Genomic DNA, 26,549 nt, shown 5'->3' on the forward strand with positions numbered 1-26,549 from the left:
CGGCGCGCGCGCGTTACAGCGCGCGGAACCGGAAATCGCGGAAGCGCGCCTCGCCCGCGCCGGCGGCATACAGCCCCGGCCGCAGCATCAGGAAACCGCCGCGGACATTGTGGTGGTAGCCCGACACCTCCATCCCCCGATCGAACCGCTGCCAGGTCGCGCCGCCGTCTCCCGAGGTGTGGATCGCCACGATGTGCCGTGTGTTGGCGATGCGGATCAGCATGCGGCGTCCGTGCGGATTGGCGGGGCGCCCGCGTTCGTTGCCATATTGATGGGTGACGAAGCGCTTTTCGTCGAAGCCGAGCCCGCAATAGAGCTTGTCGTCGTAGAACAGGATCAGACCCGCCGTACCACCCGGCGCAATCTCCACATCGCACTGGAATTCGTAGGCCTGATCGCCGGCGATCAACAGCAACGGCGCGGAATCCACAGGCGCCGTGCCGCGTGCCGTCAGATGCAGCGTACCTGCCTCGACGCGCACTCGCGCGTGTTCGGCAGGGCCGGGACGGAAGAAATTCCAATGCGCGCCGAGCGCCAGCGGCCGGGTGAAATCGTCCGACAGCGGCTGCCCGTGCGGACCGCCCTCGCCGCCTTTCGGTTTGGGCAGCGGCGTCGACAGGTCGCCGCCCGTCATGCGGAACCAACCGTCAGCGGTCCAGCGGACGGGATCGAGCAGCACCTGCCGCCCCAGCGTCCAGAACCCGTTCTCATAGCCGTGATACACCGACCACCAGCTGCCTTCCGGCCCCTCGACGAGGCTGGCATGGCCGCGGGACCACCATGTCTCGTCGTTGGAGACGGTGCGGACGACGGGATTGCCCGGATCGTTGACCCAGGGGCCGTGGATCGACCGCGATCGCGCGACGATCACCATATGCCCCGTCGGCGGCCCGGCGGTGCCGCCCACCGCGGTGATCATGTAGAACCAGCCGCCATGGCGATGGATCTTGGGCCCTTCGGGGCTGAAGCCCTCGACGTCCCAATCGTCGGGATAACGCCAGGGATCGTAGACATGCTCGACCGGTCCGACCGTCGACAGGCCATCGTCGGCCAGGCGGATGCGGTCGCCGCCGGACAGGAACAGCCAGCGCGAACCGTCCTCGCCCACGGCGTGGCAGGGATCGATATGGTCGTGGATGCCGAGGCTGATCGGGTCGGACCAGGGGCCATCGATATGATCGGCATGGATGACGTAGATGTCGTTCCGGGGGCTCGCCTTGACCGGGATATACAGGACATAGCGGCCGTCATGCTTGTCGAGGCTGACCGCCCAGACCGACCCGATGTTCCGGGTCAGCGCCGCCGTCCGCGGACGCCAGTTGACCAGGTCGCGGCTGTGCCAGATCGTCAGCCCCGGATAGCTGTCGAAGCTGGAAAAGGTCATGTAATACTCCGCGCCATCCTTCAGGATCGCGGGATCGGGCCGGTCGCCGCCGATCAGCGGATTGAGGAAGCGCCCATCGCCAAGGTCGGCGATCCGCTGCCCTTCGTACCCGCGGCGCCACGGCGAGGGCCTGGCGGCCGCACCGGCTGCGGCGGTCGGAGTGGCGGGGATCAGCGCACCGCCACTCGCCAGCGCGGCAAGGCCGAAGGCATCGCGCCGACTATATTCGGTCATGCCGCATCCCGGATCAGGCGGCGGAGCGACACGTCATACCGTTGCATGGGCACGCCTTTTTCCGAATAAAGCGACTCCGCATACCGTTACCGGTACACGGAGCCGAAGTCGCCCCCGGGGAGATGGGGAATGTCAGAAGCTGAAGCGCGCGCCCAGGCGATAGACGCGACCCGAGCTGCCATATTGCGACACCGCCTCCTGCCCGGAATAGGCGTAGCGATTGCTGGTCTGGTTGGTCAGGTTCAGCCCCTCGGCCGAAATCGACAGCCCCTTCATCAGGTTGATGTTGAGCGAAGCGTCGACGTTGGTCGTCGCCCGGCTGTAGGCGAAGTCGTTGATCAACGGGCTGTCGCAGCCGACGCTTTCAACGCTGCCACCGCCGACGGTGATCAGGCCCGGGCTGCACGATCCCGCCGCCAACGGATAGGTCGTGCTGTAGCCCGCCCGCTGCGCCAGCGACACGCGGGCGCGGAACCCCTTGGTTTCGTAGAACAGGGTGGCGTTGACCGCGTCCGGCGACACACCCAGGAACGGCCCCTTCCCCAGCAGTTGCGGCCGGATGGTCACGCCGGTCCCGGACACCGCGCCCGGATCGAGGATATAGTTCAGCTCCGATTTGATATGCGTGTAGTTGAACAGCACGCCGAAGTTGCGGAACACCCACGGCAGGAACGTGAGGTTCTGCTGAAAGTTGATCTCGATCCCCTTGATATACCCGCCCGGCGCATCGCGATACTGGCGGGCGATGAAGGGATTGTTGTTGTCGAGATAGGCGAGCTGATTGACATTGGTATATTGCGCGCGGATCGCGGCGCGCGTCGCATCGTCGACGAATTGCGACAGCGGCGCGGCGAACAGCACCGTCTGCGGGAAGTTCTCGACGTCCTTCTTGAACACCGCGACCGAGAACAGGCTGCTGCGCGTGAAATACCATTCGGCGCTGAGGTCGATGTTGGTCGAACGGAACGGCGCGAGCTTGGGATTGCCGATGGTGAACGACGCACCCTGATTATCGCCGTTGCTCGGGATCGAGATCGAGGTGATCGTGGGGGACAGATTGCCCAGCAACGGGCGCGCCATCACCTTCGACGCGCCGATCCGCAGGATGAGGTTGTGGACGATCTCGTAATTGAGGTTCATCGACGGCAGCCAGTCGGTATAGCTGTTCCGCCCGATGATCGGACGCCCGGCCTGCGAGGTCCCGGTCGACGTCACGTCGGTGAAGGCGACGCGCGTGCCCGCATTGCCGCGCAGCGATCGGCCGAAAATCTCCGTGTTGAAGTCGAACTGGAGGTAGAGCCCCTTGTCATATTCGTCGACGCCATAGCTCGCCGACCCGCCGTTGCGCTTGGTGGTCAGACGCCAGTCGCCATATTTGTTGATACAGTCGCACTGGAAGCCGAGCAGGTCGTTGAACTTCGCAAGGTCTGGCACGAGGAAGCGCGACACGGTGCCGGCCGGCGTCTGCAGCCCCTGGCCGAACGACACGATCTTGCTGTTCGCCGCGGTGGTCGACCCCGCCTCCAGCAGCGTCGGGTTGAGCGTATCCAGGTTGCGCTCGCCCTGCGACGTCTCGAAGCCGAAGCGGCGCAGCGTACCGCCGAAGCCGATGTTGAACTGGTCGTTGACCCGCCAGTCGAAATCGGCGCGCATCGCCTGATAGGTGTTGCTGACGTAGCGTTCGTAGTGACGGATCGCCGAAAAGCCCTTCACCGTCGTCCAGTTCGCCGGATTGGCGACGTCGAAGCCGAAGTCGAGAAACGGCATGTCGCCGTGGGCCCGATCGTCGTAGACGAAATTCTGGGGTGAATCCATGCGGTTGAATTCGACGAGCAACCCAGTGCTGTAGTTTACCGACTTCGATCGGCCATAGATGGCGGTCATCTTGAAATTGTCGGTGAATTCCTGATCCAGGCGGAACGTGCCCTGCCAGAACTTGGTCGTATATTCCGAATAATCGACCGCCGATCGCATGTCGACGTTCCGCAGCACCAGATAATCGGCCAGCCCGTTCGTCACGTTCGCATCGAGGACGTCGACGCTCGGCCGCCCGATCAGCTGGCCGCGATAGGCCAGGCCGTTGCTCGACGGAATATACCCGACCGAATTGGGGTTGTTGTAATAGTCGTACGGGTCGAGATTATAGGGATTGGTCGAGAAGATATTGGCGTTGCTCGGGTTGGTCGCACCCGGCACCACCGCCGCAGTGCCGAGGACCGAGGATACCAATTGCCCTTGCGCGTTGAGCGCCGTGGCGAACGCCGGCTTCGTCCCGTACAGTGACTGGCCGCAATCCTGTGACACGGCGATGTCGCTGCCTGCCGCCGGCGTGCAAAGCCCCGGATAGGCCGCGCGTGCCGCCGCCGGCGTCAGCCGCCCCGCCGCCGTATTGTAGGCGGCGCTGGTGTTGTTGCGATTGAGCCCGACCGGCGAGAGCTGGTCGTTTTCGCTGCTGTTGTGGAATCGCGAATAGAGGCCGTCGATCGAGATGCGCGTCTTGTCGGTCACGTCCCATTGATAGGCGGCGGTCAGGCCCAGGCGCTGGTTGCGCACGACCTGATGCGTCAGCGACGGCAGAGCGGGAATCCGCACCGTCGAATCGTCGAACCGGCCCGGCGTATTGTACGGCGCGCCCGGGTAGAGCTTGGCATAGGCCGTCGGGTCCGATCCCGTCTGGAAGGCCGTCGCGTCGGGATTGGCATAATTGATCGCGCCGACCGGCGCCGAAAAGCCGGCGCGCTGCGGCGTGCCTTCGCCGACGAACTGGCTGCTGCGGTACAGATAGTCCGACGCGCCGACGCCGCGGTTATACTGGTCGATGATATTGTCGGTTCGGTTGTACGCGCCCGACACGAGCAGCCCCATCCTCTTGTCCGCGCCGAAGCGGAAGGAGGCGAGCCCGGCAAGGCGCGGATTGGCCTTCTTGCTGTTCTCGTTATAGCTGGCGGTCGCCGACCCGCCGATGCGCGTTCCCTTGAAATCGAAGGGCTTGCCCGTCTCCAGATCGATCGTCGCGCCGAGCGAGCCTTCGTCGGTTTCCGCCGATGCGGTCTTCTGCACCTTCAGCGCGCTGAACAATTCGGAGGCGAAGGTCGAATAATCGAAACTGCGGCTGCGATTGGGGCTGGTGCCCGAATCGTTCGATCCCGCGGTGGACAGCGCCTCGATCCCGTTGAGGCGCGTGCGGTTGAAATCGCCGCCCAGGCCGCGAACGGTGATGCCGCGCCCTTCGCCATTGTCGCGATCGATCGACACGCCGGGCAGGCGCTGGAGCGATTCCGCCAGATTGGCGTCCGGAAAATCGGCGATGTCCTGCGCATTGATCGCATCGATCTGCACGTCCGAATAGCGCTTCTGGTTGAGCGAATTCTGGATCGACCCGCGAAAGCCGGTGACGACGATATCCTGGGTCGGATCGAAATTGTCGGCGTGCGCGCCCTTCTGGCCATCGACGATCGATGCCGTGTGCGTGGCCTTCGCCGCGGTGTCGTGAGCGCTTGAGGCCTTGCCGTCGGCGTGGGTCGGCGCGGGGGTGCCGCTGGTCGCGACCGGACCCGCCTGTTGCGCCGGGGCGATCGGGGTGGCCTGTCCCTGTGCCGATCCGGCGAACAGGCTGGCGAGCGACAGCGCGCCGAGCGACGCCCCGAGCTTGAGGAAGGGCATGGTCGGACAGGTCATCATCTTCTCCCAGGATATGGCCGGTGACCTCATGGGACCCGGCCTTGTCGACGTGTGTGCCGCGCGGGTCTATGCCCCGTCGCCGGTCAGATCGTTGCGTGAGGGGCTCGCCGTGCGAGCAGCGACGCGATGGCGATTCGCACCCGCCCGATGCAGGCGGCAGACCGGGCCACCGCAGCAAAAAACCCTTTGTTACCGGTGTCATAGCAAGTTGTTCGGGCGCTAAAGGAGGCTATCGACAGTCTAGAAACCGGTGCCCCCGCCGCGGCAACTATCGGACTGCGCCAGAGAGGGCGCGACAACTCAAACCGCTGTAAATGCGTCATACTATCTGTCATTGCCCCCTCCTTGCCAGCGGTCCCGTTGAACTCTGGTGGCAGCCTTAAAGCTATTCGATTCGAAGAAAGTCGCAAGCGTTTATTGTCACCGGTGTCATTGGCTGGCACGATGGTCTTCACAGACACGAACGGTGGAGAGGATCACGCGATGAAACGCTTTGTTCTGGCGTGTATATTGGCCACATCCATGGCCCCGGCAGCCGCCACGGTGATCGGGCATATGGCGCCGCCCCCGTCGCTGACCGTCGATCGACTGGCTGGCTTACCGCCGGCGCAGCGGAACGCGTGGGCAGACTATATCGCACGCTCGACCGCCGCGATGGCGCGCGACAAGGCGGCGCTGGCCGCCGAACGGCAGGGCCTCGCCACGATTCCGGCGCCGCCGCCCGAAGGCAAGATCAAGACGATGCCGCTCGATCGCGACCCCGCCTGGTATGCCGGCGACGCCGCGCGCGCGATCGCGGACAATATCGTCAGCTTCCAGACGCCCACCGGCGGCTGGGGCAAGAACCAGGATCGCAGCACGCCGGCCCGCGTCCGTGGCCAGATGTACATCCCCTTCGACAGCAAGGCCGGCGCGCATGCGGCCGCCGATCTCGCGGGCGGCTGGGGCTTCGTGGGTACGATCGACAACGATGCGACGACGACCGAACTCGCCTTTCTGGCGCGCGCGCAGGCGGGGCGGCCGGGCGCCGACGGCGCGCGCTATCGCACCGCTTTCGTCCAGGGCATCCGCTATCTGTTGCAAGCGCAGCAGCCGTCGGGCGGCTGGCCGCAGGTCTATCCGTTGCAGGGCGGCTATCACGACGCGCTGACGCTGAACGACGATGCGATGCTGCGGGCGACCGCGCTGCTGCAGCGTGTCGCCGCCGGGACCGGCGACTATGGCTTCGTGCCCCCCGCGCTACGCACCGCCGCGCGAGAGGCTGCGGCGCGCGCGATGGCGACACTGCTCGCGACGCAGGTGGTCGTGGACGGCCGGCGCACGATCTGGGCGCAGCAATACGACCCGCTCACGCTCCGCCCGGTCGGCGCCCGCAATTTCGAACCGATCGCGCTCGCCACTGCCGAAAGCGCCGCGGTCCTGCGCTTTCTGATGGCGGAACCCGACCCATCGCCGGCACTGCGCGCGGCGATCACCGCCGGCGCCGCCTGGTTCGCCGCCCATGGCATCGAAAACCATGCATGGACGGATGCCAGCGCGCCGGGTGGCAGGCGGCTGATCGACCAGCCCGGCGCGAAGACCTTATGGGCGCGCTTCTATGTCCCGGCCACCGAACGCCCAGTCTTCGGCGACCGCGACCGGTCGATCCACGACGACGTCAACGCCATCAGCCTGGAACGCCGCAACGGCTATGCGTGGTTCAACACCACCGGCGCGAACGTCGCCGCCGCCTATGCGAAATGGCGTCGCCGCTATGGCGGCTGAGCGCGAGCGCTGGTTGGGGCGCTTGCCGGAACAGGCGACCTCATCCGAGCGACGCCATGTTTGGCCCATTCGATAAAGTGATGGCCTGCCCCGCTCTTCCCCGCTGACGCGCAAGGTTCCACCCTGTCCTGCACGGCCGGCGTGATCGGCAACGGGAGAGGTGCATGTCGATCGACACGGCAGACACGATGGTGCGCAGGCCACCGCCACAGGCGCGCCCGGCAGCAGGCGAGGAACAGCGTGGCGCCGGCCGCCGATGGTCCGCCATCATCATCGGCACGGGCTTTGCCGGCATCGGCATGGCGGCGGGGCTGAAGCGCCAGGGCGTTGAGGACTTCGTCGTGCTGGAAAAGGCCGACACCGTGGGCGGGGTTTGGCGCGACAACACCTATCCCGGCGCGGCCTGCGACGTCCCGTCGCACCTCTATTCCTTTTCCTTCGCCCCCAATCCCGACTGGACGCGGGCCTTTGCCACCCAGGCCGAGATCCACGCCTATCTCGAACGCTGCGCCGACGATCTGGACGTGCGCCGCCATGTCCGGTTCGGGACGGAGGTGCTGGGCGCGGACTTCGATGAGGCCGAGGCGTGCTGGACCGTCCGGACCGCGGATGGCGGCATCCTTACCGCGGACCTGCTGATCAGCGCCGTCGGGCAATTGAGCCGCCCCGCCATCCCCGCGCTGAAGGGGCAGGAGGCCCTGCGCATCCCCGCCTTCCATTCCGCGTATTGGGATCACACCATCCCCCTGGCGGGCAAACGGATCGGAGTGATCGGCACCGGCGCCTCGGCCATCCAGTTCGTACCAAAGATCGCCGCCGATGCGGCCAAGGTCAGCGTCTTCCAGCGCTCCGCCGCCTACATCATGCCGAAGCCCGATCGTCCGTACACGGAGCGGGAGAAACGCCGGTTTCGCGCCCTTCCGTCGGTGATGCGGCTGCACCGGCTGGGCATCTACCTGCGCTATGAATCGCGCGCGCTGGCGTTCACGCGGTTCAAGGGACTGATGGAGATCGCCGCCGCGCGGCCGTTCCGCCGAATGCTCGCACGGGAGGTGGCGGACCCGCTAACGCGCGACAGGCTGAGGCCCGACTATCCGGTGGGATGCAAGCGGCTACTCCTCTCGGACGACTATCTCGCGACGATGGCGCGAGCCAATGTCGATCTGGTCACCGATCGCATCGCTCGCCTGACCGCGACCGGCGTCGAGACGGTCGATGGACGATCGCACGATGTCGATGTGCTGATCTACGGCACCGGCTTCGCCGCGACCGAATTCCTGTCGCCGATGACGATCCGGGGCCGGCAGGGCATTGCGCTGAACGATGCCTGGCGCGACGGCGCCAGCGCCTATTTGGGCATGGCCGTGCCCGGCTTCCCCAATTTCTTCATGCTCTATGGCCCCAACACCAATCTGGGCCACAACTCGATCGTCTACATGATCGAATCGCAGATCGCGCATGTCCTGCGGTGCCGCACGCGCATGCGGGTCACCGGCGCCGAAACGATCGAGGTCGAGGACGATGCATTCCGGCGCCACGACAGCCATGTGCAGGATCGGCTCGCGCGCACCGTCTGGGCGGGGTGCAAGAGTTGGTACGTCGACGCGCGCGGGCGCAACACGACCAACTGGCCGGGCTTTACCCTGTCGTATCGCGCGTTGACGCGGCGCCGCAGCCTGGATGCCTATACGTTCCAGAACCGGTCGGCCCGGTCGGGCGCGGTGACCCTGTTGCCGCCGTCAGGGATCGTCGAGCGGACGACGGCGCAGTCGCTCCGTCTGTTCCTGAGGATTGCGTTTCGGCCGCTGATCGGCCCGCCCTTCCCCATCGCGGTCCAGCGTGGCGTCGTGGCACTGCTGTCGGGCCTGATGCCGGGGGTGAAGGGCGTGACGCGACGCAGCGCGGACGTGAACGGTTTGCGGATCGAGGTGATCGCGCCGCGCGAGCGGAGCGCAATGCAATGAGCGCGCGGCACACGGGTGCGATCCTGTACCTCCACGGCGGTGCCTTCTGCCTCGGCAATGCGCATTCGCACCGCTCCGTCACCACGCGGCTGGCGGCAGCGGCGAGACTGCCGGTCTGGGTGCCCGAATATCGGCTTGCACCGGAACATCCCCATCCCGCCGGATTGCAGGATGCGCGATCCTGCTGGCGGGCGATGCGGGATGCCGGTTATCCGGCCGAACGGATCGTCGTTGCCGGCGATTCCGCGGGGGGCGGCCTCGCACTGGCGCTCACCCTGTCGCTGCGCGACGACGGGGAAGAGCTTCCCGCCGGCCTGGCGCTGCTGTCGCCGGTGACCGATCCGAGCCTGTCGGAATCCTTGCCGGGCAACGGCTCTGGTGTCGCCGATCCGATGATCCGGCGCGGATGGCTGCGCCAAGCGCTGGGCTGGTATCGGCTGCCCGCCAACGATGCCACCGGCCGACCGTTGGGGACCCCGCTGACGGGTCTTCCCCCCATGCTGATCCAGGCGGGCGATCAGGAAATCCTGCTGTCGGATGCCGTCCGGCTGGCAGCCCATGCGCGCCTATGCGGGGTCGAGACCCGGCTCGAAATCCATGCGCAGCGGTGGCATGTCTTCCACCTTCAGGCGGCATATCTCCAATCCGCCCGCCGGGCGCTGCGCACCGTCGCGGAATTCGCACGCGCGCGCGTCACGCCCACCATCGACGCCGGCGATTCCGCGGTCTGTCACCGGGCTCTTGCCGAGGAACGGGCATCATGAGCCGTGGCGGCGTCATCATCACCGGCGCGGCGCGCGGCATCGGCCGCGCGACCGCAGAGCTGTTCGCCGGACAGGGCTGGACGGTCGGCGTTGCCGATATCGACGCTGCGGAATGTGCCGCCGTGGCCGCGGCGATCGGCGGGCGGGCGATCCCGCTGCATCTGGATGTGGCCGACCAGACGGCCTGGATCGCGGCGCTCCGTCGATTCGTGGCCCATGCCGACGGTCTCGACCTGCTCGTGAACAATGCCGGTATCCTGATCTCGGGCCCCTTCGAGGATCAGCCCGTCGAACGTCACCTGTCGCTGATCGGGATCAACGTCATCGGCACGATCCTGGGGTGCCATAGCGCCCGCCCCTATCTGGCAGGCCGGCCCGGCGCCTGCATCGTCAACATGTCGTCCGCATCGGCGATCTATGGCCAGCCCGAACTCGCCACCTATTCGGCCAGCAAGTTCGCGATCCGGGGGCTGACCGAGGCCCTCAACATCGAATGGCAATCGGACGGTATCCGCGTCGTCGATGTCATGCCGTTGTTCGTCCGCACCGTCATGGTTCAGGGGATGACCGCGCGCAGCTTCGACCGCATGGGCGCCAGGCTGACGCCGTCCGACGTCGCACGCACCGTCCATGCGGCGGCCACGGCTAGGAACGATCCGGGCAAGGTGCATTGGCCTGTCGGCAGGATAACGGGCCTGATGCGTCGGCTCGTGGACCTCGCGCCCGACCGGCTCGTCCGCAGGATGATGAGCCAGACCAGCTAACGATCCCACGAAGGACAGGACGGCCCCGCCGCAAGAGCGGGCATCGAGAGGAGCAGGAAGATGATCGAGACGGCAGACTATATCGTGGTGGGAGCAGGCCCCGGCGGTTGCGCGGTCGCCGCGCGCCTTGCCGCCGCCCGTCCCGACCGCACGGTCGCGCTGCTGGAAACCGGACCGGCACGCGCGTCCATACTCTCCGATATCCCGCTCGGCATTGCCGGCCTCGTCGCCTTTCGGGGCCGCCACAATTACGCCTATCAGACCGAACCGCAGCCCGCGCTCGGCGGACGGCGTGGCTATCAGCCCCGCGGGCGCGGCCTTGGGGGATCGAGCCTCATCAATGCGATGATCTACATCCGGGGACAGCCGCAGGATTTCGACGGCTGGGCTGCCGAGGGATGTTCGGGATGGGGATGGCATGATGTCCTCCCCTATTTTCGGCGCGCCGAAGACAATGCCCGCGGCGCCGATGCGCTGCACGGCGCGGGCGGGCCGCTGCGCGTCGAGGATCTGCGCGAACCCAATCCCGCGACCGCGGCCTTTATCGAAGCCGCGCGCCAATGCGGCTATTCGCATAATGCCGACTTCAACGGCCCCGAGCAGGAAGGCATCGGCGCATATCAGGTGTTCCAGAAGGCCGGACGCCGGTTCAACGCCGCCGCTGCCTATCTGGGTATGGTGGCCGGCCACCAGAACCTGGTCGTCATTGCCGATGCACTCTGCACCGGCATCACGTTCGACGGCCTGCGCGCGGCCGGCGTCCGCTATCGGCGCGGCGGCGCGGAGCATCGACTTGCCGCGCGGCAGGAGGTCATCCTCGCCGCGGGGGCATTCGGCACGCCGCAACTGCTGATGACGTCCGGCGTCGGCCCGGCGGGCGAACTGGCGCGCCACGGCATTCCCGTCCTCCACGACCTCATGGGGGTCGGCCAGAATCTACAGGATCATATCGACTATACGATCAGCGCGCGCTCGGCCGCATCCGGGCTGTTCGGCGTCAGCGGTGCCACCGCGATCGGCGGTATACGCGGCCTGTATCCCTGGATGCGCAAGGGCCGCGGCATGCTGACCACCAATGTCGCCGAAGCGGGCGGGTTCGTGAAAAGCGATCCGGGTCTGTCCCGCCCCGACCTTCAGCTTCATTTCTGCCTGGGGGTGGTCGACGACCACAATCGCAAGGTCCATCTCGGTCGCGGCTATTCGCTCCACGTCTGCGCGCTACGCCCCTACAGCCGCGGCGAGCTACGGCTGCGCAGCGCCGACATGCGCGATGCCCCCGTCATCGATCCCCGCTTCCTGTCCGATCCGCGCGACATGGATACGCTGCTGGCGGGCGCGCGCATTTCGCAGAGGATCATCGCGGCCCCCGCGCTAGCCCGGCTGAAGGGGCGCCCGATCTACGGCACCGGCCAGGACGACGACGACACGTTGCGCCAGCTCATTCGCGACCATGCCGATACGATCTATCACCCCGTCGGTACGTGCCGCATGGGCAGCGATGCCGCCTCCGTCGTCGATCCGCAGCTGCGCGTTCGCGGTGTCGCCGGGCTGCGCATCGCGGACGCCTCGATCATGCCCCATCTCGTCAGCGGCAATACGCAGGCGCCGACCGCGATGATCGGCGAAAAGGCGGCGGACCTGATCCTCGGACCGTGCGCCTATGCGGCGGACCATCGGTCAGCCGCCTGAGGTCTCTGAGCCCAACGCCTGCCGACGGTAGGCGCTAGGCGCCACGCCCGTCCATCGCTTGAACGCTTGCGAAAAGCTCGACAGGTCGCTGAAGCCCAGCTCCGCGGCAATGTCGCCGATCGACAGGCGGTTGGCCGCCAACAGGGTTTCCGCCCGTGCGCGCCGGCTTTCGGCGGACAAAGCGCGGAAGGACGTGCCCTCCGCCTTCAGCCGGCGCTTGAGCGTCCGCTCGCTGACGTTCGTCATCCGTGCGAGTTCCGTCAGCCGGACCGGCGCGCTCGCCGGCGCAGCGTTGCGATAGTGGGATGCGAATCCGGCGATCGGCGGGCTGGCAGGCTGCCGGTCCAGCTGATGCCGACACAGCGTCTGGCACATCGCGGCGGTCGCGGCATTGGCTTGCGGCAGCGGTCGTTCCAGAAACACACGGTCGAAGACGATCCGATTGCACCCCGCGCCCAGTTCCACCTCGGCACCCAGGATGTCGGGCAGCGCTGCCGTGTCCTCGCACGATCGCGACGTCGCCAGGGTGAAGCGCCTGAGGACAAAGTCCGGCCCCACGACCTCACGCTGCAGTAGCGAGGCCGCGGCCATGTCCCGTGCGATCAGGAAGGCCTCCAGATCGGACGGCAGGCCCGGCTCGCCGAAGACCAATGCGGCGTGGTGCGCGGTTTCCTCATAGTCGATCGTCGTAAAGGCGTGGGTTAGCGGCAGCGACCGCAAGGCGAATTGCATCGCGTCCCGGCCGGTCGCGCTGCTGATCAGGGCCAACCCCCAGATGCCATAGGTCGCGAAATGAAAGCTCAGCCCCATGTCCAATCCCAGGCGCACGGGATCGCCGAGGCGCTGGACGATATTGGCGATGACGCGCAATTCCTGGATGGCCGCCACGTCCGCATTCGGCTGGCGGAGCTGCGCCTGCGTGATCCCGCTCTCCGCCAGCGTGTCGCTCAGCGACATGCCATGCCGCCTCGCGAAATCGATCAGCACCAAGATACCGCCCAATCCGCGCGAAAATGCCCAATGTTGCATCACATCTCTCGCAACCCCGCCCGCACGCCGCAATCCACCGCGGTGAGTGACACATCCTATGGCCTGCAGGCCGCAAAAGGGAGCCTGGGCGATGACAGATAGATTCGCAAAACCCCACATTAGGCTTTCACGAAAACCGAGGATGATATGTGGGTTCTAACGTTGGGCCGCCCATCCGACCTGGTCGAACCCATTAAGCCTTAAGATGTATTTGGAGATGTGGCGGAGCGGGAGGGATTCGAACCCTCGATACGCTTTTGGCGTATACTCACTTTCCAGGCGAGCGCCTTCGACCACTCGGCCACCGCTCCGCATGTCCTGGAAGGGGGCGCCTAGCCTGTCCGTCGGCGCGCTGCAAGTGATTGCGCGTGGCCGTGGGTTGCGTCAGTCTGGCGCCATGATCCTGAGCCTGCTTCTCGCCGCCGCGCCGCTTCAGGCAACGCCCCCCGCCCCGGCCGTAACGCCCGCCGATCCGATTGAGGCCGACTGGCGGGCGATCCCCGACGACGAGCTGCTGGTGATGACGCTCGCCAGCGGCAAGCAGGTCATCATCCGGCTCGCGCCGCGGTTCGCTCCCGCGCATGTCGGCAATGTCCGCACGCTCGCGCACGCGCGCTGGTGGGACGACGCCAGCGTCTATCGCGTGCAGGAAAATTGGGTCGCGCAATGGGGCGATGCGACCGAGAAGAAGCCGCTGCCCGCCGGTGTGACCGATCGGCCGGCGGCAGAGTTCGACATTGCCGCGTTCGACCCCGCGGTACGGATGACGCGGGCCGATCCCTATTCGACCGCCTCCGGGATCACCGCGGACGGCTGGCCGATCGCGACCAACGGGCGGCAGGCGTGGCTGACGCATTGCTATGGCATGGTCGGCGTCGCACGCGACGCCTTGCCCAGCACCGGGTCGGGGGCCGAGCTGTTCACCCCGATCGGCCAGTCGGCGCGGCGGCTGGACCGCAACTATACCGTCGTCGGGCGGATCATTGAGGGGATGGGCTATCTGTCCGGCCTGCCGCGCAGCGATGCGCCGATGGGGGTCTATGCGACACCGGGCGAGCGCACGGGCATCGTGTCGGTCCGGCTGGCGAGCGACACGCCGGCCGCCGAACGGCCGCACTTCCAATATCGTGCGGCGGACAATCCGCGCTTCGCCGCAGCGGTCGCCCGGCGCGAGAACCCCGACGCGCCGATGGTCAGCCTGGGCGGGGCAGCGATATGCGACGTCCTGCCGGCGGTGCGGCGGCGGCCCTAAGGCTGGGGGTGTTAGGCCGTTACCGTGAGATACCGGCCGTCGTGGGTTAGACGTTCGTGTCATCTGGCAGGGCGACCTACCGCCCTCCCGCTCATGCTAACACGTCACGCCAAGTCGGCAGCGATTGCCGCCCCCAGGATCAGTTCGCCGCGACCCAGGTCGCGACCTCACCAGCGACCCGATTGGCGGCGTTGCTGAGTGCGGGCCCGGCATTGGCCGCATCGATCGCGCCGATCGGGACGTGCGCCTCGAACCGGCGCTTGACGACATTGTCCTTGCCCGCGGGCGTCAGCGCCGCGTCATAGACCACCACCGCCTCACGCCGGGTCGCGTCGAGGCCGAAGCGGCGCAATTCGCCCGCCAGCGTCGCGGAGGGATCGGCGATCGACTGGACCGACGACAGCACGACCATGTTAGTGCGCGCCGTGACGGTGTCCGCCAGCAGCCGGGCGAACAGGCGCGCGGGCGGCTCGGCCCATTGCGCGTTCTTGACATAGGCGAGGCTGGTCGGCGTTTCTTCGACCGGCACGCGCGTCACCGCGATCGCAGCGGGCGTCGTCGGCACCTGGATCACGATCGAACGGGCGTTCGCCGAATTCTCGACCTTGCCGACCGCCGGCATCGCCGCCTCCTCCAGCGTCAGCAGCGAGGGCGGCGGCTTGGCACCGAAGCTGATGCAGCCGGCGAGCGGCAGGGCCGCGGCGAGAAGGAGAAGTCTGGTCTTCATGATCTCACTTGCCCTTGTAATCGGGGAGCTTCTGCTGGCCGATCAGCGATCCTGCCCCACCCTGATCGACCTTGTCGGCGATCGAGGACAGCGCGGTCGCGGTAACGCGCAGGTCGCGTACCAGACGGTTGGCTTCCGGAATCGTCTGCTTCGAGAAGGTCTGCAGGCCCGGCCGCGCATCCTGGATCGCCGAGTTGAGCGTTTCCGCGCTCTGCTTGGCCGCCGCGATCGTCTGGTTGAGGTTGGCGAGGGTCGGCTTCACGTCCTCCGCCAGCACGCCGTTCGTCGTGTCGGCAAGCTTGCCGATCGACTGCGCGGCATCGCCCGCCTGCTGGATCGCGATGCGGGTCTGCGCCAGCGTCGCCGCAATCTCCGGCCCGCGATCGGCAAGTGCGTCGGTCAGGCGGTTGGTGTTGTCGAGGATGCCGGCGATCGACGCCTGATTGCGATCGGTGAGCAGGCCGGTCAGCCGCTCGGTCAGCGTCGACAGGCGCTCGAGCAGCTGCGGCGCACTGTTCAGGATCGCGCCGATGCCGCCCTGCTTGGTCGGGATCACGGGCACGCCATAGGGGCATTGCGTCGGATCGGGCCGTTCGGGGCAGACGATCGGCGGCGCACCCTTGCGCGCGCCGTCCAGCGCGACGGTGCTGGTGCCGGTGAAGCTGCCCTGGATCGTCGCGGTCGTGCCCTGCAGGATCGGCGTGTCCTCGTTGAGCGACACGCGCACGCGCACGAACTGGGGATCGGGCTTCCACAGCGCGATCTTCTTTACCTGCCCCGTCGGCACGCCCGAATAGGTGACGGTCGATCCCGTCGCCAATCCGTCGACGGATTGCTTGAAGAAGATGTCGTATTCGTGCGTCTTCGCGCCGCCGAGACGGGCGATCCAGACGGTGAAGATCGCCAGCACGGCGAGCAGGATCAGCACGACCGCGCCGACGATCACATGGTTGGAACGGGTTTCCATCAGTCGCTTCTCGCCTGTTCGGCCGGTTCGGTCGCTGCGGCGGGACTTGCCGCGAGTTGGTTGGTCTTCACGTCGGTGGGGTGATCGCGCGCATTCGCCTCTTGCGTGGCGATAGCGGCGCGGCCGCGCGGGCCCTTGAAATATTCCTGGATCCAGGGGTGATCGAGCGCGAGCAGCTCGTCGATCGTGCCGACCGCGATCACCTTCTTGTCCGCGAGCACCGCAACCCGGTCGCAGATCGCGTACAGCGTATCGAGATCGTGGGTGATCAGGAACACCGTCAGCCCCAGCGTCTTCTGGAGTGATTGGGTGAGATCGTCGAACGCCGCGGCGCCGATCGGGTCGAGACCCGCCGTCGGTTCGTCGAGGAACAGCAGTTCGGGATCGAGCGCCAGCGCCCGCGCCAGGCCGGCGCGCTTCTTCATGCCACCCGACAGTTCGGCCGGATATTTCGGCCCGGCATCGGGCTTCAGGCCGGACATCACGACCTTGTAGGCGGCGATTTCCGCCATCAGCGCGGGGTTCAGGTCGCGATAGAATTCACGCAGCGGCACCTGGACGTTCTCGGCGACCGTCAGCGTCGAGAAGAGCGCGCCGCCCTGGAACAGCACGCCCCAGCGCTTGCGGATATTGGTCGCCTCGGTTTCCTCGCGGCCGATCGTCGGTTCGCCGAAGACGGTGATCTCGCCCTCGACCGGCGTCTGCAACCCGATGATCGAACGCATCAGCACCGACTTGCCGGTGCCCGATCCGCCGACGACGCCCAGGATCTCGCCGCGCCGCACGTCGAGGTCGAGCCCGTCGTGGATCACCGAATCGCCGAAGGCATTCTTCAGGCCACGGACCTGGATGACGTGCTCGCCGTCGTCACCGGGGGCGGTGTTGCGCTGCGCCATCAGTTCCACCCCACCCAGGTGAAGAACACCGCGAAGAAGGCGTCGAGCACGATGACGAGGAAGATCGCCTGCACCACCGCCGACGTGGTGCGCAGGCCGACCTGCTCGGCGTCCGATTCGACCAGCATGCCCTGGAAACAGCCGGCGATCGCGATGATCGCGCCGAAGACGGGCGCCTTGATCAGGCCGATATACAGATCGGTGATCGGCACGACTTCGCGGATGCGCTGGATGAACGTGACCGGCGGAATGTCGAGCGACGCCCAGGCCAGCAGGCAGCCGCCGATGATCGCGATCAGCGACGAATAGAAGCCGAGCAGCGGCATCAGTAGCACCGCCGCGATCGTGCGCGGCAGCACCAGGGCCTCCATCGGCGAGACGCCGATCGTCCGCATCGCGTCGATCTCTTCGGTCAGCTTCATCGTGCCGAGCTGCGCCGCGAAGGCGGAGCCCGAGCGACCCGCCACCATGATCGCGGTCATCAGCACGCCGAGTTCGCGCAAGGTCAGGCGCCCGACGAGGTTGATCGTGAATACCTCCGCGCCGAATTGTCGCAGCTGCACCGCGCCCTGTTGCGCGATGACGATGCCGATCAGGAAACTCATCAGCCCGACGATCGCCAGCGCCTGCACGCCGACCACTTCGAACCGGTGAACCGTCGCATTGAAGCGGAAGCGGCTGGGGTGGCGCACGACGTTGACGAACGCGATCGTCGTCGCGCCCAGGAAGCCAAGCAGGCCGTACAGCGTGCGGAAGGTGATGACGACCGCATCGCCCATCTCGCCCAGCAAGCGGACGAAGGCGTTGGACGGGCGCTGCGGCAGCGCGACCGGCTGGTCGGCGGCGACGACATGGTCGAGCAGGTAACGCCCGCCCTCGTCCAAGCCGTCGATTTCGGCGTCATGACGGGCGGCAAAGCGGTGGATCACCCAGGCGCCGACCGTATCAATCCGCCCGACGTCGCTGAGATCAATGCGCGAAACCGGCCCCGCGACGCCATCGAGGCGTTCGGGCAGCGTACCGATGGTACGCAGCAGCAGATCGCCGGAAAAGCGCAGCGTTCCGCCGCTATCCTGCTGGAAGTCCGGTGAGCCGCTCATCGCCATGGCTTGTGCGGCAAGTTGCCCTAAACGGCAAGGCGTTTCGAAGGTGCGACGGCCCACGGCGGGACGGTCGGTGTGTTCAGGTCAGGTTCGATCGGTCACGACACACGCGACAGGCTGCCCAAGTCAGAGCAGAACGTCGACGCTATGGATCACGAGGCCGACGAGCCCGCCCACCAGCGTCCCGTTGATACGGATATACTGCAGATCGCGGCCGACGGCGTTTTCCAGGCGGCTGGTGATCGTGCGGGTATCCCAGCCGCGCACGGTTTGCGACACGAGTGCGACGATGCCCTCGCCATAATCCGCAGCGATGCCCACGACGGCACGGCGGACGAAGCGATTGATCGTGCGGGCGAGGCGCGGATCGCTGGTCAGCGTTTGCCCGAGCTGGCGTAGCAGGTCGCCGATCTGGCCCTGCATCGCGCCTTCGGGGTCGCGGGCGATGCGCAACAGGCCGGCACGCGCGGACTCCCACAGGCCGTCCATCCAGCGCTGCATCGCGGGATTGGCGATCAGCTCGACCTTCATCGCCTCCACTTTCGCCTGCGTGTCGGGGTCGAATTGCAGGTCCCAGGCGAGCCGATCGAGCCCCTCCTCAACCTTCAGGCGCAGCGGATGCTGCGGGTCTTCGGCCATGTCGACGATCAGCCGGTCGAGCCCGTCGATCAATTTGTCCGCGACGGTTTCGTCGAGCCCCGTCCAGCGCAGGATCGATCCCGCGCGATCGTGCACCATCTGGCGGATCAGATGTTCGTTGGCGGCCAGCGCCTTGGCGCTCCAGCGGATCGCGCCGTCGAGCAGCGGGGCATGGCGATTGTCGGCGACCGTAGCGGTGAGGATTCGGCCGAGGATCGGCGATACCTCCGTCTCACGCAGCCGCGCGGCGATCCCCGCCTTCACCATGCCCCCCAGCCGCTGCGGATCGAGGCCGTCGAGCACCTGCGCCACCAGCTTCGATGCACCCTGACGGAATCGCCCCCCCGCCCCTTCCGGCGGATCGGTCAGCCAGCGGGCGATCGCCGTCGCGACATCGACGCGGCGCATCTGGCGCGCGATAATGGCGGGCAACAGGAAGTTGGTGCGTAGGAAGGTCGCGAGCGTGTCGCCGATCCGATCCTTGTTGCGCGGCACGATCGCCGTGTGCGGGATCGGCAGCCCCAGCGGATGGCGGAACAGCGCGGTCACCGCAAACCAGTCGGCCATGCCGCCAACCATCGCCGCCTCGCTGAACGCCTGCACGAACCCCGCCCAGGGGTAGAGGGGCGCATAATGGCGGCTGACGAGGAAGATCGCGGCCATCGCCAACAGCAATCCGCCCGCGATCCGCCGCATCCTGACGAGGGCTGGCGGGGCCGCCTCGCCGGCGCGGATACGGGAAACGGACGTCATCGGCGGAACAATCCCCGAAAGCCGGGGAAGTTCAAGAGGCGTGATGGATGAGGCATGCGGTGGTCATCACGTCGTCTGCTGCCGACGTCATTGCCGCTGCCCCTACTTCGCGCCGCCTTTCCGTCACGCCCTACTTCGTCATTCCCGCGAAGGCGGGAATCCAGACGCGCTACCCTTGCGAAAGAGTCGCCACCTTAGCGGTTATGGATTCCCGCCTTCGCGGGAATGACGCGGAGGGAAGCCGTGCAACCCTTCCCTCCGTCATCACAGCAAACGCCGGGTCCCGCCCCTATTCCGCCGGCTGGTCCCCATGGCCCAGCCGCCCGGGCACCGGCCCCAGCGTCGGCGTGTCCGGACCCGCAATGCCGACCACTGTGCTGCCGTCGTCGCCGGGACGGTAGGTGAGCAGGCGCCGGCCAAGCCGCGGGCCGACATAGCGCTCCACCCCCACCGCCAGACTGAACGCTGCGGGCACGATCACCAGCGTCAGGATGGTCGACAGGATCAGGCCGCCGATCACGACGATACCCATCGGCGCACGCCACGATCCGTCGCCGCCGATCGACAGCGCCGTCGGGATCATGCCTGCGACCATCGCGACCGTCGTCATCACGATCGGCTGCGCGCGCTTGTGCCCGGCGTCGATGATCGCGGTGAGCGTGTCGACGCCCTTGTTCATCTCCTCGAGTGCGAAGTCGATCAGCAGGATCGAGTTCTTGGCGACGATGCCGAGCAGCATCAGCAGGCCGATGAACACCGGCAGCGACAAGGGGTTACCCGTCGCCCACAACGCGATCAGGCCGCCCAGCGGCGCCAGCAGCAGCGACGCCATGTTGACGAACGGCGGCAGCGCGCGGCGGTACAGCAGCACCAGCACCGCGAACACGAGGAACGTCCCCGATATCACCGCCACGACGAAGTTCTGCAGCATCTCCGCCTGCCACTTCGCCTGCCCCAGCGTCAGCTTGTTCACGCCGATCGGCAGGTTCTTCATGATCGGCAGATTGTCGATCTGCTTCTGCGCGACGCCGGAGACGATACCCGGCGCAAGGTCTGCGCCCACCGCGATACGACGCTGCTGGTTGACCCGGTCGATCTGCGTCGGACCCGACCCCAGGCTGATATCGGCGATCAGGCTGAGCGGCACCGATCCGCCCGTCTGCGTCGCGACCGGCAGATTCTGGATCGTCGACAGCTCGGTCCGCGCACCCTGGTCGAGCGCGACGCGGATCGGCACCTGGCGATCGGCCAGGCTGAAGCGCGCCGAATTCTGGTCGATGTCACCCAGGGTCGCGATGCGGATCGCGCTGGACAGCGCCTGCGTCGTCACGCCCAGATTGGCGGCGAGGTCGAAGCGCGGCTTGATGATGATTTCGGGCCGCTGAAGGTTGCCCGAGATGCGCGGCTGGGTGATCGTCCCCAGTTTTGCCATCTGGTCGACCAGGGTGTTCGCGGTCTTCTGCAGCAGCTCGGGATCGTCGCTGCCGAGTACGACGGTCATGTCACGACCCGACGAGCCCCAGCCGAACTGCGACCGGAAGCCGACGCGCGCGTCGGGGATCTTGGCGAGCTCGGGCGCGAGCTTGCGTTCGAATTCCGTGCTGGTGACCTTGCGGTCGTCGCGTAGCGTCGCCGTCACGCGGCCATTGGCGACCGAGCCGTTCGATCCGGTGCGCGCGTAGACCGACTGCACCTCCGGCTGGCGACGGAGCAGATCGGCGACACGCGTCACCACCGCATCGGTCTGCGCGAGTGTGAAGCCCGGCACCATCTCGATCGTCGCGGTCGAATCGTCATTGTCCTGCGGCGGCGAGAATTGCATCGGGATGACGGTGAACATGAACAGCGTCGCGACGAATGCGGCGACGCCCAGGCCCATCACCCACATGCGATGGTCGCGCCAGCGGCTGGTGACGCGGTGATAGCTGCCCCGCGCTGCGCTCGCCTTTTGCCGCGTGCTGTCGAGCGTCCAGCGCAGGACCGCCATATAGGCGTCCATGAGCCTGCCCTCGCCGTGGCTCGCGTGGCCGAAGCTCTTGAGGAAATAGGCCGCGATCATCGGCGTGATGAGGCGCGCGACGGCGAGGCTCATCAGCACAGACACGACGACGGTCAGGCCGAAGTTCTGGAAATACTGGCCGGAAATGCCGGGCATCAGGCTGACCGGCATGAATACCGCGACGATCGACATCGTCGTCGCCAGCACGGCGAGGCCGATCTCGTCCGCCGCATCGATCGACGCCTGATAAGCCGATTTGCCCATGCGCATGTGACGGACGATATTTTCGATCTCGACGATCGCGTCGTCGACCAGCACGCCCGCGACGAGGCTGAGGCCGAGCAGCGTCATCTGGTTGAGGTTGAAGCCCAACAGCTCCATGAACCAGAAGGTCGGAATCGCCGACAGCGGGATCGCCAGCGCCGAGATCAAAGTCGCGCGCCAGTCGCGCAGGAACAGCAGCACGACCAGCACCGCCAGCACCGCGCCCTCGATCATCGCATGGATCGCGGACTTGTACTGCGCCTCGGTATATTTGACGCTGTTCGAACGCAGCACGAAATGCACGCTCGGGTTGCGCTTTTCGAGCGCTTGCAGCTTCTTCACCGCCTCGTTGAAGACGCTGACGTCCGAGGCCCCCTTGGCGCGCTGGAAGTCGAAGCTGATCGCCTGACGCCCGTCGACCGCGGCGCGGCTACGCTGTTCGGCGTAGAGATCGCGGACCGTCGCGATGTCCGCGAGGCGGATCGTCCGCCCATCCCCAACGCTGATCCGCGTCTGGGCGAGATCGTTGGCGTTGCGCGCATTGCCGAGCACGCGGACCGACTGTTCGGAGCCGGCGATCTCGGCGCGGCCACCGGCGGCGTTGAGGTTGATCTGCCTGAGCTGCGCGTTGACCTGCGCGGCGGTGAGGCCCTGCGCCTGCAGCTTCAGCGGATCGAGGATCACGCGGATTTCGCGGCTGACGCCGCCGTTGCGGTTGACCGCGGCCATGCCGGGCACAGACAGCAATTCCTTGGCGACCGTGTTGTCGATGTACCAGCTGAGCTGTTCGACCGTCATGTCGCTGGCGATCGCCGAATAGCTGGCGAGGTCGTTGTCCGTCGTGTCCGCGCGAAAGATCTGCGGTTCGAGGATACCTTCGGGCAAATTGCTGCGGATCTGCGCGATCTTGTCGCGCGTGTCGTTGACCGCGCGGTCGATCGGCGTGCCGATCGCGAGCTGGACGACGGTGGTCGACTGGCCCTCGGTCACGGTAGAGGTGATTTCGTCGATGCCTTGCAGCGACCGCACCGCCGATTCGACGCGGTTGGTGACCTGATTTTCCAGCTCCGTCGGTGCCGCGCCCGGTTGGCTGATGACGACGATGACGACCGGGAAGTCGATGTCGGGGTCGTTGTTGACGTCCATCCGCATGAAGCTGACGATGCCCGCCAGCGTCAGCGCGATGAACAGGACGATCGGCGGAACGGGGTTCCGGATCGCCCAGGCGGAGATGTTGCGAAAGCTCATGTCAGCTCGCCTTTCCCACGACCGGCTTCACCTTCTGGCCCGGGACGAGGAAACCGCCCGCCGCCCGCACCACGCGCTCGCTGCCGTCCAGCCCTGAGGTGATCGTCACGCCCGCGTCCGACACCTGGCCGATCTTGACGTTGCGACGTTCGACCTTGTCGTCCTTGCCGACGATATAGACGAAGCTGCCCTTGTCGTCGCTCTGGATCGCCGAATCGGGGAGCAGCGGCGCCACCGCCGCGCCGCCGACGATCGTCGCCGAGGCGAAGCCGCCCGGCCGCAAAGCGGGGTCGTACGGCAGCGCGACGCGGGCGATGCCCTGCCGCGTCTGCGTGTCGATGACCGGCGACACCTGCCACACCTCGCCGGCGAAGCTGCGATCGCTGCCGACCGGCGTCACCTGCGCCCGTGCGCCCGTGTGGAGCGTCGCGAGATCGGCTTCGGAGAGCTGCGCGCGCATTTCGATCTGGCCGCCCTGCGCCATACGGAACAGCACACCCGAACCGGCGCTGACGATCTGGCCGGGTTCGGCCTGACGCGTCAGAACGAGGCCCGCGGCGGGCGCGCGGATGTCGAGGCGGCCGTTGCGCGCCTGGGCCTCACGCAAGCCGGCAGCGGCGACCTGCACGCGCGCCGCGGCGGCGTCGCGCGTCGCGGCCTTGCGCTGGAGATCGGCCTTGGAAATGAAGCCGCGGTCGACCAGCTGCTGGGCGCGGTCGAGTTCGGCCTGGGCGATCGTCTGGTCGGAGCGCGCGACCGCGACCTGCGCGGCCAGGCTCTGCGCGGTCTGCGTCTGTACGGAGCGATCGACGGTGGCGAGCACCTGTCCCGCATTCACCCACTGACCCGGCTCGACCAGCACGCGGGTGATCATGCCGCCCTCGCCCGCGACGCCGACCGGCATCTCGCGACGCGCGGCCAGCGTACCGGTGGCGTTGATCGTGCGATCCACCGTCTTGCGACCCGGCACCACATAGGTGACGGCGGGCATCTGCTCGGTCTTCTTGCCGGCGTTGGGATCGGCCTTCTTGTGCCCGAACATTACATAAGCGAGCACGCCGAGGAGCGCGATCACGATCACGGTGATGACGATCGTCCGTCCGCGGCCCGACGGCGCCGGTTCGCCCGGCAGCGCCATCCGCTCTTCGTGACCGATCGACCCGTTATATTCGTTCATGCCCGTCCCATCCCCGTCCCGGCTTACGTCCGGCCTGTACTCGTCGAACTGTGTTATCGGAATATATCACCGCACTCAAGCCCTGGTCGCGACGATGGGCGGCACGGTCGCCGCGTCATGCCGCAAGCCATTGATCTACGCAACGGATCGACGTCGTTCAGCAACGGTTGACCTTATCGGCGGCAAAGACCGCCCCACACGCAACAACGGGAGTCTTGCGATGAAATATTGGACCGCGCTGGCCGGAGCCGCCGCCGGATTGGTGACGATGACGGGCGCCGCGCACGCGCAGAGCCTGCCGACCACGGTCGAGCCGCTGGTGCCCGCGCAGGGCACGATCCTCGACATCCAGGCGGAAGGCCGCACCACGCGCGTGCCCGACATTGCGACGATCCGTGCCGGCGTCGTGTCGCAGGCACCGACCGCCGCCGCCGCGCTGTCCGACAATGCGCAGCGCATGGCGCGCGTGATGGCGGGCCTGAAGCGCGCGGGCATCGCGCCCCGCGACATCGCGACGTCGAACGTCGGCCTCAATCCGCAATATCGCTACACCGACGGCCAGCCGCCGGCGATCACCGGCTATCAGGCGACCAACACGGTCAGCGTCCGCTTCCGCGACGTCGCGCGCGCCGGCACCGTGCTCGATACGCTGGTGGCCGAAGGCGCGAACCAGATCGAGGGCCCCAATCTCTCGATCGACAAGCCCGATGCCGCGCTGGACGAAGCCCGCGCCGATGCGGTGAAGCGCGCCCGCGCACGGGCCGATCTATACGCATCCGCGGCCGGCATGCGCGTGGTGCGCGTCATCTCGATTGCCGAAGCAGGCCAGAACGACGGCGGATCGCCGGTCGTGCCGGTGATGGTCCGCGCGATGAAGGCGGATGCCGCCACTGAGATCGCACCGGGCGAGAAGGACGTCACCGTCACGCTGTCGGTGCGCTACCTGTTGCAGTGAGGTGAAGCTGGGGCGGTGGCGATGAACCGCCCCGCCCCTTCGTCATCCCGGCGCACGCCGGGATCCATGGTTGCGACGCACTTGAAGGCAGGCACGCCCCTCGCCCCGGCACCGCCTCCATGGTTCCCCGCGTCCGCCGGGATGACGATCAAGTGGTGGATTCGGCACATAGAAAAAGGCCGCCCGGTTGCCCAGACGGCCCTTTCTTCAACCTTCGAGGGGGAAGCGGCGCTTAGCGCACGCTGCCACGACGCACGAGGTTCACGATCCCGAGCAGGATCACCGCACCCAGCAGCGACACCAGGAACGAGGTAACGTTAAGCGGCGCATTGTTGATCGAACCGCCCGAGATGATCAGGCCGCCGATGAAGGCGCCGACGATGCCAACGACGATGTTCAGGAAAATGCCCTGCTGCGCGTCGGTACGCATGATGATGCTGGCGAGCCAACCGATGACACCGCCGATGATGAGCCAAAGAATGATACCCATAAGTCCCTCCGTTTATCGCCCGGCGTGGGCTCTGGCGGAAAGACTCATGAGGCCGGATAAATGTTCCGCACGCGTTTCGGTCTAGCGTACGATATCGCTCAATATTTCTGCTGGCGCTCGTACAACGACTTATAGTGCTGGATGCGCGTGACGCGCAGGCCCGGCATGCCCGACCGGTCGATCGCGCGCTGCCAGCCGGCGAATTCCTCGACGGTCAGGCCGTAGCGCGTGCAGACCTCGTCCACCGTCAGCAGCCCGCCGTTCACCGCGGCGACCACCTCTGCCTTGCGGCGCACCACCCAGCGCGTCGTCGACGGCGGCGGCAGCGTATCGAGCGTCAGCGATTCGCCGAGCGGGCCGATGACCTTGGCGGGGCGGATTTTCTGATTTTCAATCATCATTCAACCTCGATCGGGGCGGGGGGCCCCCTCTCTGAAAGCAGCACTGTCCTTAGCGACACGGTCTTGAAGATCGGCTGAAACGCCGAGGTAAACGCCGTCTTCATGTTCGTGGGCATCGACGGTCCCGGCACCGGTCAACGTCCGCAGCAGCATCGCCACCGCGCCGTTAAAGGCACAGTCGAGCGGGTGCAGCAGCCGTGAGCGATGTCCCGTCCGGCCGCTCCGCATGTCGGAACGGAGCGCCGGTGGCACACCCTGCCGCGTCGCCACATCCGCCACGGCCGCGGACAGATCGCGGGGAAGCCGGCTGACTTCGCTGCGTCTGTCGAAACCGGGAAAGCTGAGATCCAACGCGGCTGCACTCGTGTTACTCACTAAGGAGAAACGGCTTTATCCCCGTTCGGG

20 protein-coding genes and 1 tRNA gene are annotated in these 26,549 nt (G+C 66.8%); 7 read left to right on the top strand and 14 right to left on the bottom strand.

What is annotated here, in order from left to right; all coding sequences use genetic code 11:
- Positions 1-13 precede the first annotated feature (13 nt).
- Together ACP7A3_RS05115 and ACP7A3_RS05120 are read right to left on the bottom strand one after the other, a co-directional pair.
- Positions 14-1,618 (bottom strand): family 43 glycosylhydrolase, encoded by a 1,605-nt coding sequence (locus ACP7A3_RS05115; RefSeq protein WP_426255099.1) that lies wholly within the window; start codon positions 1,616-1,618, stop codon positions 14-16.
- Positions 1,619-1,750: 132 nt separating this feature from the next.
- The gene (locus ACP7A3_RS05120; protein WP_426255098.1) at positions 1,751-5,296 is read right to left on the bottom strand and encodes a TonB-dependent receptor domain-containing protein; all 3,546 of its coding nucleotides are present in this window, start codon (positions 5,294-5,296) and stop codon (positions 1,751-1,753) included.
- A gap of 525 nt (positions 5,297-5,821) precedes the next feature.
- Here ACP7A3_RS05120 and pelA point away from each other — a divergent pair.
- The 5 genes from pelA to ACP7A3_RS05145 all read left to right on the top strand — a co-directional run bounded on the left by pelA (position 5,822) and on the right by ACP7A3_RS05145 (position 12,244).
- On the top strand, positions 5,822-7,063 hold the full coding sequence (gene pelA / locus ACP7A3_RS05125) for a pectate lyase (RefSeq protein ID WP_426255097.1): 1,242 nt from the start codon (positions 5,822-5,824) through the stop codon (positions 7,061-7,063).
- A gap of 164 nt (positions 7,064-7,227) precedes the next feature.
- Complete coding sequence (locus ACP7A3_RS05130) at positions 7,228-9,027, top strand: flavin-containing monooxygenase (protein WP_426255096.1); 1,800 nt, start codon at positions 7,228-7,230, stop codon at positions 9,025-9,027.
- Positions 9,024-9,791, top strand: coding sequence for an alpha/beta hydrolase (locus tag ACP7A3_RS05135; RefSeq protein ID WP_426255095.1), 768 nt, complete (start codon positions 9,024-9,026; stop codon positions 9,789-9,791). Before ACP7A3_RS05130 ends, ACP7A3_RS05135 begins: the two co-directional genes overlap by 4 nt.
- Entirely contained in the window at positions 9,788-10,555 is a 768-nt protein-coding gene (locus ACP7A3_RS05140; protein WP_426255094.1) for an SDR family oxidoreductase, read from the top strand. Before ACP7A3_RS05135 ends, ACP7A3_RS05140 begins: the two co-directional genes overlap by 4 nt.
- Positions 10,556-10,615: 60 nt before the next feature.
- Positions 10,616-12,244, top strand: coding sequence for a GMC family oxidoreductase (locus ACP7A3_RS05145; protein WP_426255093.1), 1,629 nt, complete (start codon positions 10,616-10,618; stop codon positions 12,242-12,244).
- On the opposite strand, the gene ACP7A3_RS05150 is transcribed toward ACP7A3_RS05145, so the two are convergent.
- Both ACP7A3_RS05150 and ACP7A3_RS05155 read right to left on the bottom strand, forming a co-directional pair.
- Positions 12,233-13,273, bottom strand: coding sequence for an AraC family transcriptional regulator (locus ACP7A3_RS05150; protein WP_426257131.1), 1,041 nt, complete (start codon positions 13,271-13,273; stop codon positions 12,233-12,235). The two genes, ACP7A3_RS05145 and ACP7A3_RS05150, sit on opposite strands and share 12 nt — an antisense overlap.
- Positions 13,274-13,493: 220 nt before the next feature.
- Positions 13,494-13,584 (bottom strand) — tRNA-Ser (locus ACP7A3_RS05155).
- Between the two features lie 86 nt (positions 13,585-13,670).
- Between ACP7A3_RS05155 and ACP7A3_RS05160 the strand changes: the two genes are divergently transcribed.
- Positions 13,671-14,525, top strand: a complete 855-nt coding sequence (locus tag ACP7A3_RS05160) for a peptidylprolyl isomerase (RefSeq protein WP_426255091.1) — start codon at positions 13,671-13,673, stop codon at positions 14,523-14,525.
- Positions 14,526-14,664: 139 nt separating this feature from the next.
- On the opposite strand, the gene ACP7A3_RS05165 is transcribed toward ACP7A3_RS05160, so the two are convergent.
- The 7 genes from ACP7A3_RS05165 to ACP7A3_RS05195 all read right to left on the bottom strand — a co-directional run bounded on the left by ACP7A3_RS05165 (position 14,665) and on the right by ACP7A3_RS05195 (position 24,298).
- Positions 14,665-15,252: an ABC-type transport auxiliary lipoprotein family protein gene (locus ACP7A3_RS05165; protein WP_043061226.1), complete on the bottom strand. Its 588-nt coding sequence runs from the start codon at positions 15,250-15,252 to the stop codon at positions 14,665-14,667.
- A gap of 4 nt (positions 15,253-15,256) precedes the next feature.
- A complete protein-coding gene (locus tag ACP7A3_RS05170; RefSeq protein ID WP_017979885.1) occupies positions 15,257-16,219 on the bottom strand; it encodes an MlaD family protein in 963 nt (320 codons plus the stop codon).
- Positions 16,219-17,115 (bottom strand): ABC transporter ATP-binding protein, encoded by an 897-nt coding sequence (locus ACP7A3_RS05175; RefSeq protein WP_426255090.1) that lies wholly within the window; start codon positions 17,113-17,115, stop codon positions 16,219-16,221. The genes ACP7A3_RS05170 and ACP7A3_RS05175 overlap by 1 nt, the downstream gene beginning before the upstream one ends.
- Positions 17,115-18,221 carry an ABC transporter permease gene (locus ACP7A3_RS05180; protein WP_017979887.1) on the bottom strand — a complete coding sequence of 369 codons (1,107 nt, stop codon included), beginning with the start codon at positions 18,219-18,221 and terminating at the stop codon, positions 17,115-17,117. Before ACP7A3_RS05180 ends, ACP7A3_RS05175 begins: the two co-directional genes overlap by 1 nt.
- A 123-nt stretch (positions 18,222-18,344) precedes the next feature.
- On the bottom strand, positions 18,345-19,610 hold the full coding sequence (locus ACP7A3_RS05185) for a DUF445 domain-containing protein (protein ID WP_426255089.1): 1,266 nt from the start codon (positions 19,608-19,610) through the stop codon (positions 18,345-18,347).
- A 289-nt stretch (positions 19,611-19,899) separates the two neighbouring features.
- Complete coding sequence (locus tag ACP7A3_RS05190) at positions 19,900-23,121, bottom strand: efflux RND transporter permease subunit (RefSeq protein WP_426255088.1); 3,222 nt, start codon at positions 23,119-23,121, stop codon at positions 19,900-19,902.
- 1 nt (position 23,122) lies between these two features.
- Entirely contained in the window at positions 23,123-24,298 is a 1,176-nt protein-coding gene (locus tag ACP7A3_RS05195) for an efflux RND transporter periplasmic adaptor subunit (protein WP_063686210.1), read from the bottom strand.
- A 220-nt stretch (positions 24,299-24,518) separates the two neighbouring features.
- Between ACP7A3_RS05195 and ACP7A3_RS05200 the strand changes: the two genes are divergently transcribed.
- Positions 24,519-25,253 carry an SIMPL domain-containing protein gene (locus ACP7A3_RS05200; protein ID WP_426255087.1) on the top strand — a complete coding sequence of 245 codons (735 nt, stop codon included), beginning with the start codon at positions 24,519-24,521 and terminating at the stop codon, positions 25,251-25,253.
- A gap of 232 nt (positions 25,254-25,485) precedes the next feature.
- On the opposite strand, the gene ACP7A3_RS05205 is transcribed toward ACP7A3_RS05200, so the two are convergent.
- From ACP7A3_RS05205 to ACP7A3_RS05215, 3 genes are all read right to left on the bottom strand, one after another.
- A complete protein-coding gene (locus ACP7A3_RS05205; RefSeq protein WP_017979892.1) occupies positions 25,486-25,743 on the bottom strand; it encodes a GlsB/YeaQ/YmgE family stress response membrane protein in 258 nt (85 codons plus the stop codon).
- A 98-nt stretch (positions 25,744-25,841) separates the two neighbouring features.
- Entirely contained in the window at positions 25,842-26,141 is a 300-nt protein-coding gene (locus tag ACP7A3_RS05210) for a DUF1153 domain-containing protein (protein WP_024310369.1), read from the bottom strand.
- Positions 26,142-26,144: 3 nt separating this feature from the next.
- Positions 26,145-26,495, bottom strand: a complete 351-nt coding sequence (locus tag ACP7A3_RS05215) for a hypothetical protein (RefSeq protein ID WP_426255086.1) — start codon at positions 26,493-26,495, stop codon at positions 26,145-26,147.
- Positions 26,496-26,549 lie beyond the last annotated feature (54 nt).

This window comes from Sphingomonas sp. DC5200-1 (assembly GCF_049897245.1).
Taxonomy (GTDB): Bacteria; Pseudomonadota; Alphaproteobacteria; order Sphingomonadales; family Sphingomonadaceae; genus Sphingomonas; species Sphingomonas aquatilis.